The organism is Massilia pinisoli (assembly GCF_024753285.1).
GTDB classification, from domain to species: Bacteria; Pseudomonadota; Gammaproteobacteria; order Burkholderiales; family Burkholderiaceae_D; genus Telluria; species Telluria pinisoli.
In genome coordinates, this window is record NZ_JANUGW010000004.1 from 43,080 (window position 1) to 59,414 (window position 16,335).

Genomic DNA, 16,335 nt, shown 5'->3' on the forward strand with positions numbered 1-16,335 from the left:
TCTAATGTTTGCCGGTGGAGCCGAAACCTCCGTCACCCCGGTCGCTCGTTGCGAAATCCTCCACGACGTTGAAGCCTACCTGCAGGACAGGCACCACGATCAGCTGCGCCAGGCGGTCCATCGGCTGCAACGTGAACGTCGATTGGCCGCGATTCCAGGTCGAGACCATCAACTGGCCCTGGTAATCGGAGTCGATCAAGCCTACCAGATTACCCAGAACGATGCCGTTCTTATGGCCGAGTCCACTGCGGGGCAGGATCATTGCGGCATAGCCCGGATCGCCGATGTGGATGGCGAGGCCGGTCGGCACGAGGACGGTCTGGCCGGGCTCGATGGTCATGGGCGCCTCGATGCAGGCGCGCAGGTCGAGGCCCGCGCTGCCGGCGGTGGCGTAGGCCGGCAGGAAGTCCTTCATGCGCGGGTCGAGGATTTTCAGGTCGATGTTCTTCATGAAGCTTGGGTAATTGGTTTGCTTGTGATGCGGGATGGTTCAGGCCAGCAGCGAACGACGTTCGAGGCGCTTGGCGATTTCGGATACGAGCTGGCGTGCCAGTTCCAGCTTGGTGGCGCGCGGGAGTACGGTGTGGCCGCTTTCGTCGAACAGCACGATCGCATTCTCATCCTGCCCGAACGTCTGCGGACCGATATTGCCCACGAGCAGAGGAATGCCTTTTTTCTCGCGCTTGACGGCGCCGTACTCGATCAGGTTCTCCGATTCGGCCGCGAAGCCGACGCAATACGGCCAGCCGCTCAGTGACGTCGTCGCGGCCACGCTCGCGAGGATGTCCGGGTTTTCCGCGAACTGCAGCTGCGGGGCGTCGCCGCTGCCGTCCTTCTTGATCTTCTGGTCGCTGGCGTTGTCCACGCGCCAGTCGGCGACGGCGGCCACGCCCACGAACACGTGCTGGCCGCCGACGGCCTGCATGACGGCATCCAGCATCTGGCGCGCGCTCTGCACGTCGATGCGGCGCACGCCATGCGGCGTGGGCAGCGCCGTCGGACCGGAAACGAGCGTGACCTCGGCGCCGGCCTCGCGCGCGGCGCGCGCGATCGCATAGCCCATCTTGCCGGACGAGAGATTGGTGATGCCGCGCACGGGATCGATCGCTTCGTACGTGGGGCCCGCCGTGATCAGCACGCGCTTGCCGGCCAGGAGCTTGGGCTGGAACGATGCCACGAGTTCGTCGAGCAGTTCGTCCGGCTCCAGCATGCGGCCCATTCCCGTCTCGCCGCAGGCCTGCGAACCGGCGGCCGGGCCGAGGATGCAGACGCCGTCCGCGCGCAGCTGCGCGACGTTGCGCTGCGTGGGCGCTTTTTCCCACATCTCGACGTTCATCGCGGGCGCGACGAGCAGCGGGACGTGGTGCGGGCGCGCGAGGCACAGCGTGGACAGCAGGTCGTCCGTGGCGCCATGCGCGAGCTTGAACAGGAAATCGGCGGAGCAGGGCGCGACGAGGATGGCGTCGGCGGCGCGCGTGAGGTCGATGTGCGCCATGTTGTTGGGGACGCGGCCATCCCACTGGTCCGTGTAGACGCTGCGGCCGGACAGCGCCTGCATCGTCACGGTGCCGATGAAATGGGTGGCGGCTTCCGTCATCACGACCTGCACGTGCGCGCCTTCCTTCGTCAGCGCGCGGCACAGTTCAGCGGCCTTGTAGCAGGCCACGCCGCCGGACAGGCCGAGGACGATCTTCTTGCCCTTTAAGTCCATGCTCATGACATCCTCCAAGCTGAGTTCAAGGCTGGGTTCAATGCTTGTTCACGCGGCGCAGTTCATCGACGATGAACAGGAACGCGCCGATGGAGATGGCCGTATCGGCGATATTGAAGGCCGGGAAGTGCTGCAGGCCGCGCCAGTAGAAATCGAGGAAGTCGATCACGTGGCCGTGGGCGATGCGGTCGATGAGGTTGCCCAGGGCGCCGCCCATGATCAGCGCGAGGGCCCAGCAGAACGTGCGCTGGCCCGCGTGCTTGCGCAGCAGGTAGATGATGAAGCAGACCGCGGCGATGGCGATGCCGGCGAACAGGTAGCGCTGCCAGCCGCTCTGGTCGGACAGGAAGTTGAATGCCGCGCCCTTGTTATACGCGAGCACCAGGTTGAAGAACCCGGTGATCGGCTTCTCCTCGCCCAGCGAGAACATGCGCGTGATGGTGATCTTGGTGATCTGGTCGAGCAGGATGACGATGAAGGCGATGCCGAGCCACGGGGTGAGGCTGCCGCCGGAGCGGGACGAGACGGCGGAGAATGTCGGTTTTTTTTTGCTGGCCATGTCGATGGTCGTGAAGTGAAAACCCCGGGCATGGGCCCGGGGACGGTGGATCAGGCGAAGCGGCGGCTTTCCCCGCTGCCGAACAGGTTGCTCGTGCAGCGGCCGCACAAGCCTGGATGCGCGTGGTCGTGACCGACGTCGCGGCGGTAGTGCCAGCAGCGCTCGCACTTGGCGGCGTCGGACGGCGTCACGGTGACCGCTTCGTCGGCCGCGTCCGGCACTTGCAGGGCGGTGGCCTGCGACGTGATGAACACGAACTTCAGGTCGTCGTCCAGGCTTGCGAGGGCTGCGTACTTGTCGCTCGCGGCCTTGATGACCAGCTCCGCCTGCAGCGACGAGCCGATCGCGCCGGACGCGCGCACTTCTTCCAGCTGCTTGGTGACGTCGGCGCGGACGGCGCGCAGCAGCGCGTACTTGTCCAGCAGCGCGGCGGCGTCGCCGATCTGCGGGAACGCCCACAGCGTTTGCGTGAAGATGGTTTCGTCGCTGTCCTTGTAGGCCGCGTCGCCCGCGAAGACGGCCCATGCTTCCTCGGCCGTGAACGACAGGATCGGCGCCATGATGCGCAGCAGCGCGTGCGCGATGTGCCACAGCGCCGTCTGCGCCGAGCGGCGCGCGAACGAGTCCACGCCCGTCGTGTACAGGCGGTCCTTCAGGATGTCGAGGTAGAAGCCGCCCAGGTCTTCCGAGCAGAAGTTCTGCAGGCGCGCGACGACCGGGTGGAATTCGTAGCGCTCGAAGTGCTTCGCCACGTCATCCTGCAGGCGCGCCGTCTCGGCCAGCGCGTAGCGGTCGATCTCCAGCATCTCCGCGACCGGCACGGCGTTCTTGACCGGGTCGAAGTCCGACGTGTTCGCGAGCAGGAAGCGCAGCGTGTTGCGGATGCGGCGATACGCTTCCGTCACGCGCTTCAGGATCTCTTCGGACAGCGCCAGCTCGCCCGTGTAGTCGGTCGACGCGACCCACAGGCGCAGGATGTCGGCGCCCAGCGTGTCGCTGATCTTCTGCGGCGACAGCACGTTGCCGAGCGACTTCGACATCTTGCGGCCATGCTCGTCCACCGTGAAGCCGTGCGTCAGCAGCGCCTTGTACGGCGGGCGGCCGTTCAGCATCGACGACGTCAAGAGCGACGAGTGGAACCAGCCGCGGTGCTGGTCCGAGCCTTCCAGGTACAGGTCGGCCGGGAACTGCGATTGCGCCGCGTGGGAGCCGCGCAGCACGGTCTGGTGCGTCGTGCCCGAGTCGAACCACACGTCCAGCGTGTCGCGGTTCTTTTCGTACATCGCGGCGTCATCGCCCAGCAGGTCGCGCGGGTCGAGCTTGTGCCACGCGTCGATGCCGCCTTGTTCGATCAGCTTGGCCACCTGTTCCAGCAGCTCCGGCGTGCGCGGATGCAGGTCGCCCGTTTCCTTGTGCAGGAAGAAGGCCATCGGGACGCCCCACTGGCGCTGGCGCGACAGGGTCCAGTCCGGACGGTTGGCGATCATGCCCTGCAGGCGTGCCTGGCCCCAGTCAGGGAAGAACTGCGTCTCGGCGATACCGGCCAGCGCGGATTCGCGCAAGGTGGCGCCGCCGTCCTTCGGCTTGACGTCCATGCCGGCGAACCACTGGCTCGTCGCACGGTAGACGATCGGCGTCTTGTGGCGCCAGCAGTGCATGTAGCTGTGGTCGAACATCTTGAGTTCGAACAGGGCGCCGGCGTCCGTGAGCGCGCTGCAGATCGGCTTGCTCGCTTCCCAGATCGTCATGCCACCGAACAGCGGCAGGGTGCTCGCGAAGCGGCCGTCGCCCATCACGGGCTTCAGGATATCGTCGTCCTTCATGCCGTGCGCCTTGCAGGACTGGAAGTCGTCCAGGCCGTACGCGGGGGCCGAGTGGACGACGCCCGTGCCGCTGTCGGTCGTCACGTAGTCGGCGAGGTAGACGGGCGACGTGCGGTCGTAGAACGGATCGGCCGCATGCAGCGGGTGCTTGAAGCGGATGCCGCCCAGCTTTTCGCCGGTGGTCGTCGCGACGATCCCGCCTTCCAGCTTGTAGCGCTGCAGGACGCTTTCCACGAGGTCTTTCGCGACGATCAGCAGGACCGGCGAGCCGTTGCGGTCGGCCTTGACCAGTGCGTACTCGACTTCCGGATGCACGTTCAGCGCCTGGTTCGACGGGATCGTCCACGGGGTCGTCGTCCAGATCACGATGAAGCCGTCGCCCGCCGGCAGCGCGGGCAGGCCGAACGCCTGCGCCAGCTTGTCCGGTTCCGCGAACGGGAAGCCGACGTCGATCGCCGGGTCGCGCTTGTCCTGGTATTCGACTTCCGCCTCGGCCAGCGCCGAGCCGCAGTCGAAGCACCAGTTCACGGGCTTCAGGCCGCGGTACACGTAGCCCTTGTCGAGCATCGTGCCGAGGGCGCGCAACTCGTCCGCCTCGTTACTGAAGTTCATCGTGAGGTAGGGGTTGTCCCACTCGCCCAGCACGCCCAGGCGGATGAAGCCGGCGCGCTGGCGGTCGACCTGCTCGAGCGCGTAGGCGCGTGCCTTCTGCAGCACCTCGGCCGTCGGCAGGTTCTTGCCGTACAGTTTTTCGATCTGGATCTCGATCGGCATGCCGTGGCAGTCCCAGCCCGGCACATACGGTGCGTCGAAGCCGGCGATCGTGCGCGATTTGACCACCATGTCTTTCAGGATCTTGTTGACGGAGTGACCCAGGTGGATGTCGCCGTTTGCATACGGCGGACCGTCGTGCAGGACGAACTTCGGACGGCCGGCGGCCGCCTTGCGGATGCGTTGGTAGACCTGCTTGTCCTGCCATTGCTTGACCCAGCCCGGCTCGCGCTTGGCGAGGTCGCCGCGCATCGGGAACGGGGTGTCGGTCATGTTGACCGGGTATTTGCTTTCAGGCTTCTTGTTGCCTTGTTGGCCTTTCTGGCCTTGCTTGGTATCGGACATGGTGGTTTCTAAATGGACTGCTGTTATTCGTGAAGACGGGACGGCGCGTGGGCACCGGAAGCGGACGTGAAACCGCGCGAGCCCCGCTCAAATTCGGTCGGTAGCCGTGAGGGCGCCGGCGCGCTGGGCGAACCACGCGCGGGCTTGTTGCGCGTCGTGGTCGATGGCGGCCGTCAGCGTGGGCAGGTCGACGTATTTTTCTTCGTCGCGCAGCTTGGCGAGGAATTCCACGCGCACGAGCTTGCCGTAGCAGGGCGCATTCCAATCGAAGACATGGACTTCCAACAGCATACGGCCCGCATCCTCGACGGTCGGACGGACGCCCAGGCTGGCAACGGCGGGTAGCGGGCCGTCGGCCAGGCCATGCACCTGCACGATGAAGATGCCGGCCAGCGCGGGGCGGTGGGCGACGCGCAGGTTCAGCGTCGGAAAGCCCAAGGTGCGGCCCAGCTTCTGGCCATGGATCACGTGGCCGGACATCGAGTACGGGTGCCCGAGCAGTGCGCGCGTCGCGTCGAAGTCGCCGGCGGCGAGGGCGGCGCGCACGGCCGACGACGAGATCCGGGTGGACTCGTGCAGCACGGCCGGCAGGCTGTGCACCTCGAAGCCGTGGCGCTTACCCGCTTCGGCCAGCAGGGCGACGTTGCCGGCGCGGCGGGCGCCGTAGCAAAAGTCGTCGCCGACCATCAGCCATTTCACGTGCAGGCCGTCGACGAGCACGCGCTGCGTGAATTCATCGGGCGACATCGATGCGAAATGTTCGTTGAAGTGTTCGACGATGACGCGGTCGATGCCGGCATGTTCCAGCGATTCCAGCTTGTCGCGCAGGTTCGCGATGCGGGCCGGTGCCTTCGACAAATCGCCGCTGCGCTGCGCAAAATATTCGCGCGGATGGGGCTCGAAGGTCATCACGGCGGCTTCCAGCCCGAGCTTGCGGGCGCTGGCGGTCACGTGGGCCAACAGCGCCTGGTGTCCGCGGTGGACACCGTCGAAGTTGCCGATCGTGAGTGCGCAAGGCGCGCGCGCCCTGTCGTTGGGAAGTCCGCGAAATACCTTCATTGGATGAATCGTGCTTCTAGGCGAAATACCAGATTATACGGCAAAGCACATGTTGCACAGCGCAATGCCTTTGCCACGGCAGATGGCGGGTGAGTTGCATCCAATAAAAAAGCGCAGCCTGCATGACGCAGGCTGCGCTTCTTGTGCTGCCTGGGGCAGGGAGATCAGTTCGACAGCGGCTTGTTGATCGCCATGATGAAGTAGCGGGCCAGTTCCGCCGTACCATCGGTACCGCCGACGGACTTGAGCGTGCTGATGGCTTGCTGCTTCTTGCCGGCGACGGCATACGCTTCGCCCAGGTGCAGCTTGACGTCTTCCGGATGCTTCAGGTCCTTGGCCTTGGCCGCGGTTTCCATCATCTTGAGGCCCTTGTCGGTCTGGCCCGACTGCACGAGCGCGTAGCCCAGCGAAGCCATGCCGTCGCTGTCGGCGTCCTTCGTCAGCTGCGCTTCGGTGGTCGCCAGGTTCTTGTTCTGGTCGGCCAGGGTTTTCTCTGCCAGATCCTTCAGGCGCTGGTGACGGGCGGCGTCGGGGCCAGTGCCCAGTGCGCCTGCCTTGTAGCCCTTGTCGATGACCTTCAGCGCTTCCGCCGGCGCGCCGGCCTGCAGCACGAGCTGGGCCATTTCCATGAACTCGCTCGGCTTCTTCAGCAGATTATTGGCCAGCTTCAGGCGGTAGATGTCCACCGACAGGCGGCCCGAGAAGCCCGGCTTGCCCTGCACGCGGTTCAGCAGGTCCGTCCAGTACTGGGCCTTCGGATAGTTCGCAGCCAGTTTCTCGATGGTGTTGACGTAGCCGGCCTTGTCGTTCTTCTTGAGCTGGATGTTGGCCAGCATGCCCAGCTGGTCTTCGCTCAGGCGGCCGTTCTTCTCGGCCGAGCGCAGTTCGTCTTCCAGCGCCTTGATGTTGCCCTGCTTGTAATAGTTCTGCATCAGGTAGGCGCGCAGCTTCGGATCGTCATGCTCCTTGAGCTGGCGTTCGATCGCGGCGTTTGCCTTGCCCAGGTCGCCGGCACGCATGTAGATGCCGATCAGGCCTTCCGAGAACTGGGCTTTTTCGGCGCCCGACAGCTTGCCCGAACCGATCAGGTATTCGAAGGCCTTGGCGGCCGTTTCGTAGTCGCCGGCGGCGGATGCGGCACCGGCGCGGGTGCGTTCGATCAGGTACGTTTCGTTTGCCGACTTGCCGCCGACCTTGTCGAGCTCGCGCAGCTTGGCCAGCGCTTCCTTGTTCTTGCCCGACTTCATCAGCTGTTGGGCTTCCTGCAGAGGCTTGCCGATTTCCGGACGGAGGGTCTCGGCCGCATAAGCAGGGGCCAGGCCAACGACGGGAGCAGCGGCGGTGAATCCGAGGGCGGCCACAACGAGGCCGAGGTGTGCGAGGCGGAATTTAGCCATTATCGAAATTCTTTCATTCAAAATAGACACGGCAGGGAAACCCTGCCGTGTTCATTATAGCCAAAGCGATTTACTGGAACTGTTCGTTACCGACCATACCGATCTTGGTCACGCCAAGACGCTGGGCGGCTGCCATGACGCTGGCGACAACCTTGTACTCGACCAGCTTGTTCGGACGCAGGTGCACTTCCGGCTGATCAGCTTGGGCCGCCACGTTCGCCAGCTTCGCTTCGAGAGTCGCACGATCGGGAACCGGGGTGTTATCCCAGAGGATGGTGCCGTCGAAGTCCACGTCAATCGTGATGACAACCGGTTCCTTGGTCGGCGGCGGCGGAGTGCCAACCGGCATGTTCAAGTTAACCGAGTGGTTTTGTTTTGGAATGGTGATGATCATCATGATGATCAGCACCAGCATGACGTCGATCAGCGGCGTCATGTTCATTTCCATCATCGGTTCCGGATCTGCTGATTTAGCACCGGACGAACCAACGTTCATACCCATGGTGTTTCCTTTCAAATCTTGGGAACCAGCGTGACGGCGGCAGAGCCGTTGTCACGCTGGCGGGTTGTGTCCTGGTGGATCAGCCCTTATCAGGCGGTTCGGTGATGAAACCGACCTTCTGAATCCCGGCACGCTGGGCCGTGTAAAGCACCCGACCGATCGCTTCGTAGCGCGTTTGCTGATCGCCACGAATCTTCACTTCCGGCTGCGGAACTTTCACCGATTCCTTGGCCAGGAAATCGAACAGCTCGTCGGTGTTGTTCAGGTGCTTCTGGTTCCAGTACATCTCGCCATCTTTGTTGACGACGATGTTCACGTCTTCCGGCGTGGTCTTGGCAGCCTGGTTGGTCTCGATCGGCAGGTTAATCTTCTGCAGGTGGAGGACAACCGGGCTGGTGATCAGAAAGATGATCAGAAGAACCAGCATCACGTCCACGAGGGGCGTGGTGTTGATCTCTGACATCACTGCATCTTCATCTCCGCTATCGGAGCCAACACTCATGCTCATGGTTTAGCCAACCTTTTTAGCGGTGCCGGCGCCTTGAGCACGTGCAGCTTCCGAGGTGTGCATTGCGCCCGAGATCAGGACCGAGTGCACGTCAGCGCCGAACGAACGGACATCTTCCATTGCCGACTTGTTGCGACGGACCAGCCAGTTGTAGCCCAGAACGGCCGGAACTGCAACGAACAGACCGAATGCGGTCATGATCAGTGCTTCACCCACCGGACCTGCGACCTTGTCGATCGACGCGTTACCGGTCATACCGATGTTGGTCAGTGCGTTGTAGATACCCCAGACGGTACCGAACAGACCGATGAACGGTGCGGTCGAGCCGACGGTTGCCAGGAACGACAGGCCATCTTGCAGACGCGACTGGACTTTGTCCACGGCGCGCTGGATCTGCATCGTCACCCAGGTCGACAGGTCGATCTGCTCGAGCAGGGCGCCGTCGTGGTGCTGGGTTGCCTTGGTGCCCGTTTCAGCGATGAAGCGGAACGGCGAGCCGTCGGTCAGTTGAGCCGAGCCAGCAGCGATCGACGGTGCTTTCCAGAATTTCTGGTTGGTTTCCTTCGACTGCTTGAAGATTTTCATCTGGTCGATCAGCTTGGTGATCATGATGTACCAGGAACCCATCGACATGATGGCCAGGATGATCAGGGTGCCGCGCGAGACGACGCCGCCTTCCCAGACAGCCGAGATACCGAACGGGTTCTCGACTTCTTCTTTCTTGGCTTCGCCGCCGGCTGCCGGAGCCGCTGCTGCCGGTGCCGAAGCGGCAGCGTCGGCTGCCGGTGCTGCTGCGTCAGCCGCCGGTGCTGCGGCCGGGGCGCTCGCTGCTGCCGAGGCCGGAGCGTCGGCGAAGGCCGGAGCGGACACCAGTGCCGATGCCGCAGTGACCGAGAACAGGAGAGCCGCTACGGTAGCGGACAAACGGGTATTCTTAAACATGCTTCCTCCAAAAATTTAAAATGAACAGTTCGCTGAACAAATGACAACGAAAATCACGCGTTGAGAGATACGCTGTCCCTGGTTAATCCAGCTGCCAGACGTACTGTACCGGCTGCCAAGACTCGATGGCCTGGCCGTTTTCAGTAGCCGGTTTGAACCGGCACTTGCCCAGTGCCACAAGAGCAGCCTTATCCAGGTCGCGGAAGCCGCTGGACTTCGTGACCTTGGAATCCTTCACACTGCCATCCGCACCAATCAGGAACGAGATGGTCGACACACCCGTTTCTTCGTTACGCTGCGACGCCTTCGGATACTCCGGCTTCGCGCACGAATTGAAGTCTGCAACTGCCGGGGTCCGGGCCGGGCCGGCCGACTTCGTCGCCGGAGGCGCGGCGGGCGGTGCCGGCGGGGCCTTGATGATTTCCGTCGTCGCCGGTTTCGTCTGCGTCGCATTCGCGATCACGTTCTGCTGCGGCGGCGGGGTTTGCACTTGCACTTCCACCGGCGGGATGAACGGCGGAGGCGGCGCCTTCATTTCCGGCGGCGGCGGCGGGGGCGGCGTCTCCGGAGGTGGCGGCGGTTTTACGTCTTCAATGATCTTGGTCTCCACTGCCTCGGCCATCTTGCTGACCATCCGTTTGCCGAGACCGGTCACGATCCCGTAAGCAACGATCAGGTGCAAGATGATGACAATGGCGATACCAGTCAAATTCTTCCCGGGGTTCTTCTCATGCGAAAAATTCATCCTGCTTTCTCCAATACCAACCTTTTTTTGTTGCCACTAAACCCACAAAACACGACAAAAAGCTTAGAGCCGCATCCGGGACATCGGCGAATTATACCTACGAATTCTTTTTTGCACATACATTTTTACACCCTCAAAGAGAGGCTATTTGTCTGTAAAAACAGGCAAAGAATGTGATCAAGAAAGTACGGTCGCAGGGGTGCCGATAGAAGTGGAAGTTAGTTGTTTTGCAATGTCGTGTGGACCCCTTTCATAACTTGGTGAAGATAAGGCTACCAACGCCCGATTGCCGAATTTTCCATGCCTATTTTGCAGCTCAGCAAATATCATAAGAAAGTGCCATGGCGTTTCTGCCAACTATAGCGAAGTTTAACCGGGGTAGGCGTACTGTTGAAACGGTTTTCGCCCTTGATCAGAGGGCTCGGCCATAACAAGCGCTTATGCGGATACAGGCGATTGATATGGCTCATTCACCACGTCGGATGTTAGTCGAACTACATCACAAGGCGAGAAGGATGTCAACAGGATGGAAGAAAAGAGTGCCCGCACCGAGTAGTGCGGGCGGGGGGATCAGTAACGTGCCCGTTTCTCGCGGCGGCACTCCAGGCTGCTGACGACACGCCCGGATGGGTCAACGGTCTCGAGGCGTACATCGAACCCCCAGAGGCGTGCGACGTGCTTCAAGACCTCATGGGCCTGCTGGTTCAGGGGGCGGCGCTGGAACTGGGTATGACGCAGGGTCAGTGCCCGATCGTCGCGCGTGTTGACTTGCCAGACCTGGATGTTGGGCTCGCGGTTGCCGATATTGTATTGATCGGCCAGCTGCTGGCGGACGTAGCGGTATCCGGCCTCGTCGTGGATGGCCGAGATCGTCAGCTTGTCGCTGCGGTCGTCGTCCAGCACGGCGAAGAAGTGGAATTCGCGGATCAGCTTCGGCGACAGGTACTGGGCGATGAAGCTCTCGTCCTTGAAGTTGCGCATGGCGAAGTCGAGCGTCTTGATCCAGTCGCTGCCGGCAATGTCGGGGAACCAGGCCCGGTCTTCGTCGGTCGGTTCTTCGCAGATGCGTTTGATGTCCGTCATCATCGCAAAGCCGAGAGCATACGGATTGATGCCGTTGTAATAGGGGCTCGTGGCCGGCGGCTGGTAGACGACGTTCGTATGGCTCTGCAGGAACTCCAGCATGAACCCATCGCCCACGATCCCTTCCTTATAGAGCTCCTGCAGGATCGTGTAGTGCCAGAAGGTCGCCCAGCCTTCGTTCATGACCTGGGTCTGGCGCTGCGGATAGAAATACTGCGAGATCTTGCGCGTGATCCGTACGAGTTCGCGTTGCCACGGTTCGAGCAGCGGCGCGTACTTCTCTATAAAGTAGAGCAGGTTTTCCTCGGGCTCCGACGGGAAACGCGACGGCGCCTGATCTTTCACTTGTTCCTCGCGTCGTGGCAGCGTGCGCCACAATTCGTTGACCTGCGACTGCATGTATTCCTCGCGCTCCTTCTGGCGCGCCGCTTCCTGCGCCACCGACAGCTTGGCCGGCCGCTTGTAGCGGTCGACGCCATAGTTCTGGATCGCGTGGCAGGAATCGAGCAGGTCTTCGACGGCGTCGATGCCATGACGCTGTTCGCACTCGGCAATATAGTTCTTCGCGAAGACCATATAGTCGACGATGGCGTCGGCGTCGGTCCAGGTCCGGAACAGATAATTGCCTTTGAAGAAGGAATTGTGGCCATAGGCCGCGTGCGCGATGACGAGCGCCTGCATCGTCAGGCTGTTTTCCTCCATCAAATAGGCGATGCAGGGATTCGAGTTGATGACGATTTCGTATGCGAGGCCCATCTGGCCCCGTTTATAACTCTTTTCCGTCGTCAGGAAGTGCTTGCCGAACGACCAGTGGTTGTACGAGACGGGCATGCCGACGGACGTGTACGCGTCCATCATCTGCTCGGCCGTGATGATCTCGAGCTGGTTGGGGTAGGTGTCCAGGCCGAATTTCTTGGCCACCCGGCGGATTTCCTCGTGCGCCTGTTCGATCAGGTCGAACGTCCACTCCGATTGCTCCGGCAGGGCGCGCGGGTTGTTGGGATCTCTTGGCATGAGCGGGCCTCGCTACTTTGGCTGCTTCTTGAACAATTCGCGGAACACCGGATAGATGTCGGCCGGCGTCACGATCTTCTGCATGGCGAAGTTCTGGTGCGCGGCCGCCACTTCGGCATACTGCTCCCACAGGTTCTGCGGGGGACCGTCCGTGATCTCGACATAGGTGTAGTACTGGACCCGGGGCATGATGGCGCTGGTCAGGATCTGCTTGCACAGCACGGAATCGTTGTCCCAGTTGTCGCCGTCCGAGGCTTGCGCCACGTAGCTGTTCCAGTCGCCGTTGCTGTAGCGCTCGCTGATGACCTTGTTCAGCAGGTGCAGCGCCGACGATACGACGGTGCCGCCCGATTCGCGCGAGTGGAAGAACTCGTTTTCGTCGACCTCGGCCGCCGCCGTGTGGTGGCGGATGAAGACGACGTCGATCCGTTCGTAGACCCGCTTCAGGAACAGGTACAGCAGGATGAAGAAGCGCTTGGCCGTGTCCTTGCGGCTTTCATCCATCGATCCCGACACGTCCATGATGCAGAACATGACGGCCGCCGTGGACGGCTTCGGGATCTTGATCCGGTTGCTGTAGCGCAGGTCGATGGGATCGATGAACGGGATCGCCAGCAGGCGCGTGTGCAGGTGATGGATCTTGTGCTTCAGCTCGATGACCTGCGGATCGTCGTCTTCCACTCCCTGTTCGCGCAGCTCGCGCAACTCGTGTTCGAGTGCCGTCAGCTGTTTGCGGGAAGGGCCGCCCACCGCGATGCGCCGGCCGAGCGCGCCGCGCAGGGAGCGCAGCACGTGGATGTTCGATGGCGTGCCGGAAATATTGTAGCCGGCGCGCTGGTTCTTGTACTCGACGACCTGGGTCAGCTGCGTCTTCACCATATTCGGCAGCTCAAGGTCCTCGAAGAAATAGTTCATGAATTCTTCGCGGCTGAGCTCGAAGATGAAATCGTCTTCGGTCGTCTGCTCGCTGTTGCCGGCGCGGCCACGCCCGGCGCCGCCGCCCCCACCGCGGGGACGGTTGATCGTATCGCCTTTCTGGTACTCCGTGTTACCGGGGTTGACGGTCTCCCACACGCCGCCATGGGCATGTCCGAAGCGGGGCTCGTTCACGTCCTTGACGGGAATCGAGACCTTCTCGCCATTTTCGACGTCGGTGATCGAGCGACCCTTGATCGCCCGGCCCACCGCATCCTTGATTTGCGCCTTATAGCGGCGCAAGAATCGTTCGCGGTTGACCGCAGACTTGTTCTTGCCCTGCAAGCGTCGGTCGATGAGGTAAGTCAAAACAGGCCTCCTGCTGAAAGTCGCGGCGGGCCGGATACCTTCCCGGTCCTTACATAATATAACGCGCCGCGTCGTCATGTGGTTGGCGCCACGGATTCCGGCGGCCGGCATCGTGCCGGTCCACCGGTCCTGCCTGGCGGACGCTCCATCGTCCGCCCCACGCTCCTGGTTTTGCGATGGCCTTTACGAGGACTTCCTGACGCGCAAGTACCACTCGCACAGCAGGCGGACCTGCTTGGGCGTATAGCCTTTCTCGACCATACGAGCAACGAAGTCGGCGTGCTTGGTTGCATCTTCCGCACTGGCCTTCGCGTTGAACGAAATGACCGGCAGGAGTTCCTCGGTATTCGAGAACATCTTCTTCTCGATCACCGTACGGAACTTCTCATAGCTGGTCCACGCAGGATTCTTGCCGCCGTTCGTCGCCCGTGCGCGCAGCGCGAAGTTGACGATTTCGTTGCGGAAATCCTTCGGGTTCGAAATGCCGGCCGGCTTCTCGATCTTCTCGAGCTCGGCGTTGAGCGTTTCGCGGTCGAAGCTTTCGCCCGTGTCCGGATCGCGGAATTCCTGGTCCTGGATCCAGAAGTCGGCGAACGTGACGTAGCGGTCGAAGATGTTCTGGCCATACTCGGAATAGCTTTCCAGGTACGCCGTCTGGATCTCTTTGCCGATGAAGTCGACGTAGCGATTCGCCAGGTGCTCCTTGATATAGGACAGGTAGCGCTGTTCCGTCTCCGGCTGGAACTGCTCGCGCTCGATCTGCTGTTCGAGCACGTACAGCAGGTGCACGGGGTTCGCCGCCACTTCCGTGTTGTCGAAGTTGAAGACCTTGGACAGGATCTTGAAGGCGAAGCGCGTCGACAGGCCGTTCATGCCTTCGTCCACGCCGGCATAGTCGACGTATTCGTGCAGCGACTTGGCCTTCGGGTCGGTGTCCTTCAGGTTCTCGCCGTCGTAGACGAGCATTTTCGAATAGATGCTCGAATTTTCCGGGTCCTTCAGGCGCGACAGGATCGCGAATTGGGCCATCATGCGCAAGGTGCCCGGGGCGCACGGGGCCTTGTCGAGCGAGGAATTGCGCAGCAGCTTGTCGTAGATCTTGATCTCGTCGGCGACGCGCAGGCAGTACGGCACCTTGACGATGTAGATACGGTCGAGGAATGCCTCGTTGTTGCGGTTGTTGCGGAAGGTCTTCCACTCCGACTCGTTCGAGTGCGCCAGGATGATGCCTTCGAACGGGATCGCGCCGAAGCCCTCGGTGCCCTTGTAGTTGCCTTCCTGCGTCGCCGTCAGCAGCGGGTGCAGGACTTTGATCGGGGCCTTGAACATCTCGACGAATTCCATCAGGCCCTGGTTCGCCAGGCACAGGCCGCCGGAATAGCTGTAGGCGTCCGGATCGTCCTGCGCGTAGTCTTCCAGCTTGCGGATGTCGACCTTGCCGACCAGCGAGGAAATGTCCTGGTTGTTCTCGTCGCCCGGTTCCGTCTTCGAGATCGCGATCTGCTTCAGGATCGACGGGTAGCGTTTGACGACGCGGAACTTGTTGATGTCGCCGCCGTATTCGTGCAGGCGCTTGACGGCCCACGGGCTCGGGATCGCGCGCAGGAAGCGGCGCGGGATGCCGTAGTCTTCCTCGAGGATCGCGCCATCCTCTTCTTCGTTGAACAGGCCGAGCGGCGATTCGTTCACCGGCGAGCCTTTCAGCGCATAGAACGGCACCTGTTCCATCAGGTGCTTGAGTTTTTCCGCGATGGACGATTTACCGCCGCCGACCGGTCCCAGCAGATAAAGAATCTGCTTGCGCTCTTCGAGGCCCTGGGCCGCGTGACGGAAATAGGAAACGACCTGTTCGATCACTTCCTCCATGCCGTAGAACTCGCGGAAAGCAGGATAAATCTTGATGACCTTGTTGGCGAAGATGCGCGACAGGCGCGGGTCGAGGCGGGTGTCGACCAGGGTGGGTTCGCCGATTGCGGCCAGCATGCGCTCGGGAGCGCTGGCGTAAGTCAGGGGATCTTTTTTGCAAAGCTGAAGGTACTCAGACAGGGAGTATTCCTCTTCCCGGGTACGCTCATAGCGGGCTGCGTAGTTATCAAAAATGGTCATGTGAATGTCCTCTAATGTGCTAACACTGATCACTGTCCGGCGGCCCGTGAAGTCGGCCGCCCAAGCCCCGTTTTGGCAGGTGTTGTTGTCGGGGTCGCCGCCTGAGTCTGGAGGTCAGAAGATCTGACACAAAACGTAGGGCGATGTTCTTGTTCTCAACCAGTTTTACCGGGACCTCGTGGAGCCCGCTGTCGTGGATCCGCGCTGGTGGCGAGGTCCCTCGCCGGTTTGTTAGCGCCCGCAGAGAGCGTCTTCTTACGCTTATGAAATTTATTATCTGCCTATTAGTTCTCGAAGTCAAAACAGTGTCGCGCACTTGTGCGTCGTCTTTCTAAGTCCTTGAAACGAATAAGAAAATAAATAATTTAAATGAGATTGAGGACCAGGTCTTTACACCGGTTTTGGTATTAACGACATGATTTCCATTCGGGACTTTTGCTCCCGGCAGCCGCAATCGTGTTTATTAATTGGTAAGTAAATAGTGCA

General features: G+C 61.6%; 13 protein-coding genes. All 13 read right to left on the minus strand.

Features of this window, described 5'->3' with window-relative positions; translation table 11 throughout:
* Nucleotide 1: 1 nt before the first annotated feature.
* Nucleotides 2-451: a dUTP diphosphatase gene (gene dut / locus NX784_RS06550; protein WP_166858561.1), complete on the minus strand. Its 450-nt coding sequence runs from the start codon at nucleotides 449-451 to the stop codon at nucleotides 2-4.
* 39 nt (nucleotides 452-490) lie between these two features.
* Nucleotides 491-1,711 carry a bifunctional phosphopantothenoylcysteine decarboxylase/phosphopantothenate--cysteine ligase CoaBC gene (gene coaBC, locus NX784_RS06555; RefSeq protein ID WP_258816153.1) on the minus strand — a complete coding sequence of 407 codons (1,221 nt, stop codon included), beginning with the start codon at nucleotides 1,709-1,711 and terminating at the stop codon, nucleotides 491-493.
* A 37-nt stretch (nucleotides 1,712-1,748) separates the two neighbouring features.
* Nucleotides 1,749-2,270: a signal peptidase II gene (gene lspA / locus NX784_RS06560; protein ID WP_258815860.1), complete on the minus strand. Its 522-nt coding sequence runs from the start codon at nucleotides 2,268-2,270 to the stop codon at nucleotides 1,749-1,751.
* Nucleotides 2,271-2,320: 50 nt separating this feature from the next.
* Entirely contained in the window at nucleotides 2,321-5,209 is a 2,889-nt protein-coding gene (gene ileS, locus NX784_RS06565; protein ID WP_258815861.1) for an isoleucine--tRNA ligase, read from the minus strand.
* Between the two features lie 87 nt (nucleotides 5,210-5,296).
* Nucleotides 5,297-6,268: a bifunctional riboflavin kinase/FAD synthetase gene (locus NX784_RS06570; RefSeq protein ID WP_258815862.1), complete on the minus strand. Its 972-nt coding sequence runs from the start codon at nucleotides 6,266-6,268 to the stop codon at nucleotides 5,297-5,299.
* Between the two features lie 164 nt (nucleotides 6,269-6,432).
* On the minus strand, nucleotides 6,433-7,665 hold the full coding sequence (locus tag NX784_RS06575; RefSeq protein ID WP_258815863.1) for a tetratricopeptide repeat protein: 1,233 nt from the start codon (nucleotides 7,663-7,665) through the stop codon (nucleotides 6,433-6,435).
* Between the two features lie 70 nt (nucleotides 7,666-7,735).
* Nucleotides 7,736-8,167, minus strand: a complete 432-nt coding sequence (locus tag NX784_RS06580) for an ExbD/TolR family protein (protein WP_258815864.1) — start codon at nucleotides 8,165-8,167, stop codon at nucleotides 7,736-7,738.
* A gap of 79 nt (nucleotides 8,168-8,246) precedes the next feature.
* On the minus strand, nucleotides 8,247-8,675 hold the full coding sequence (locus NX784_RS06585; RefSeq protein WP_166858551.1) for an ExbD/TolR family protein: 429 nt from the start codon (nucleotides 8,673-8,675) through the stop codon (nucleotides 8,247-8,249).
* Nucleotides 8,676-8,678: 3 nt separating this feature from the next.
* Nucleotides 8,679-9,617, minus strand: a complete 939-nt coding sequence (locus NX784_RS06590) for a MotA/TolQ/ExbB proton channel family protein (protein ID WP_258815865.1) — start codon at nucleotides 9,615-9,617, stop codon at nucleotides 8,679-8,681.
* A gap of 82 nt (nucleotides 9,618-9,699) precedes the next feature.
* Nucleotides 9,700-10,362 (minus strand): energy transducer TonB, encoded by a 663-nt coding sequence (locus NX784_RS06595; RefSeq protein WP_258815866.1) that lies wholly within the window; start codon nucleotides 10,360-10,362, stop codon nucleotides 9,700-9,702.
* Between the two features lie 570 nt (nucleotides 10,363-10,932).
* Entirely contained in the window at nucleotides 10,933-12,459 is a 1,527-nt protein-coding gene (locus tag NX784_RS06600) for a SpoVR family protein (RefSeq protein WP_258815867.1), read from the minus strand.
* A 12-nt stretch (nucleotides 12,460-12,471) separates the two neighbouring features.
* Nucleotides 12,472-13,743, minus strand: a complete 1,272-nt coding sequence (locus NX784_RS06605) for a YeaH/YhbH family protein (RefSeq protein ID WP_258815868.1) — start codon at nucleotides 13,741-13,743, stop codon at nucleotides 12,472-12,474.
* 183 nt (nucleotides 13,744-13,926) lie between these two features.
* Nucleotides 13,927-15,849, minus strand: coding sequence for a PrkA family serine protein kinase (locus NX784_RS06610; protein ID WP_258815869.1), 1,923 nt, complete (start codon nucleotides 15,847-15,849; stop codon nucleotides 13,927-13,929).
* Nucleotides 15,850-16,335 lie beyond the last annotated feature (486 nt).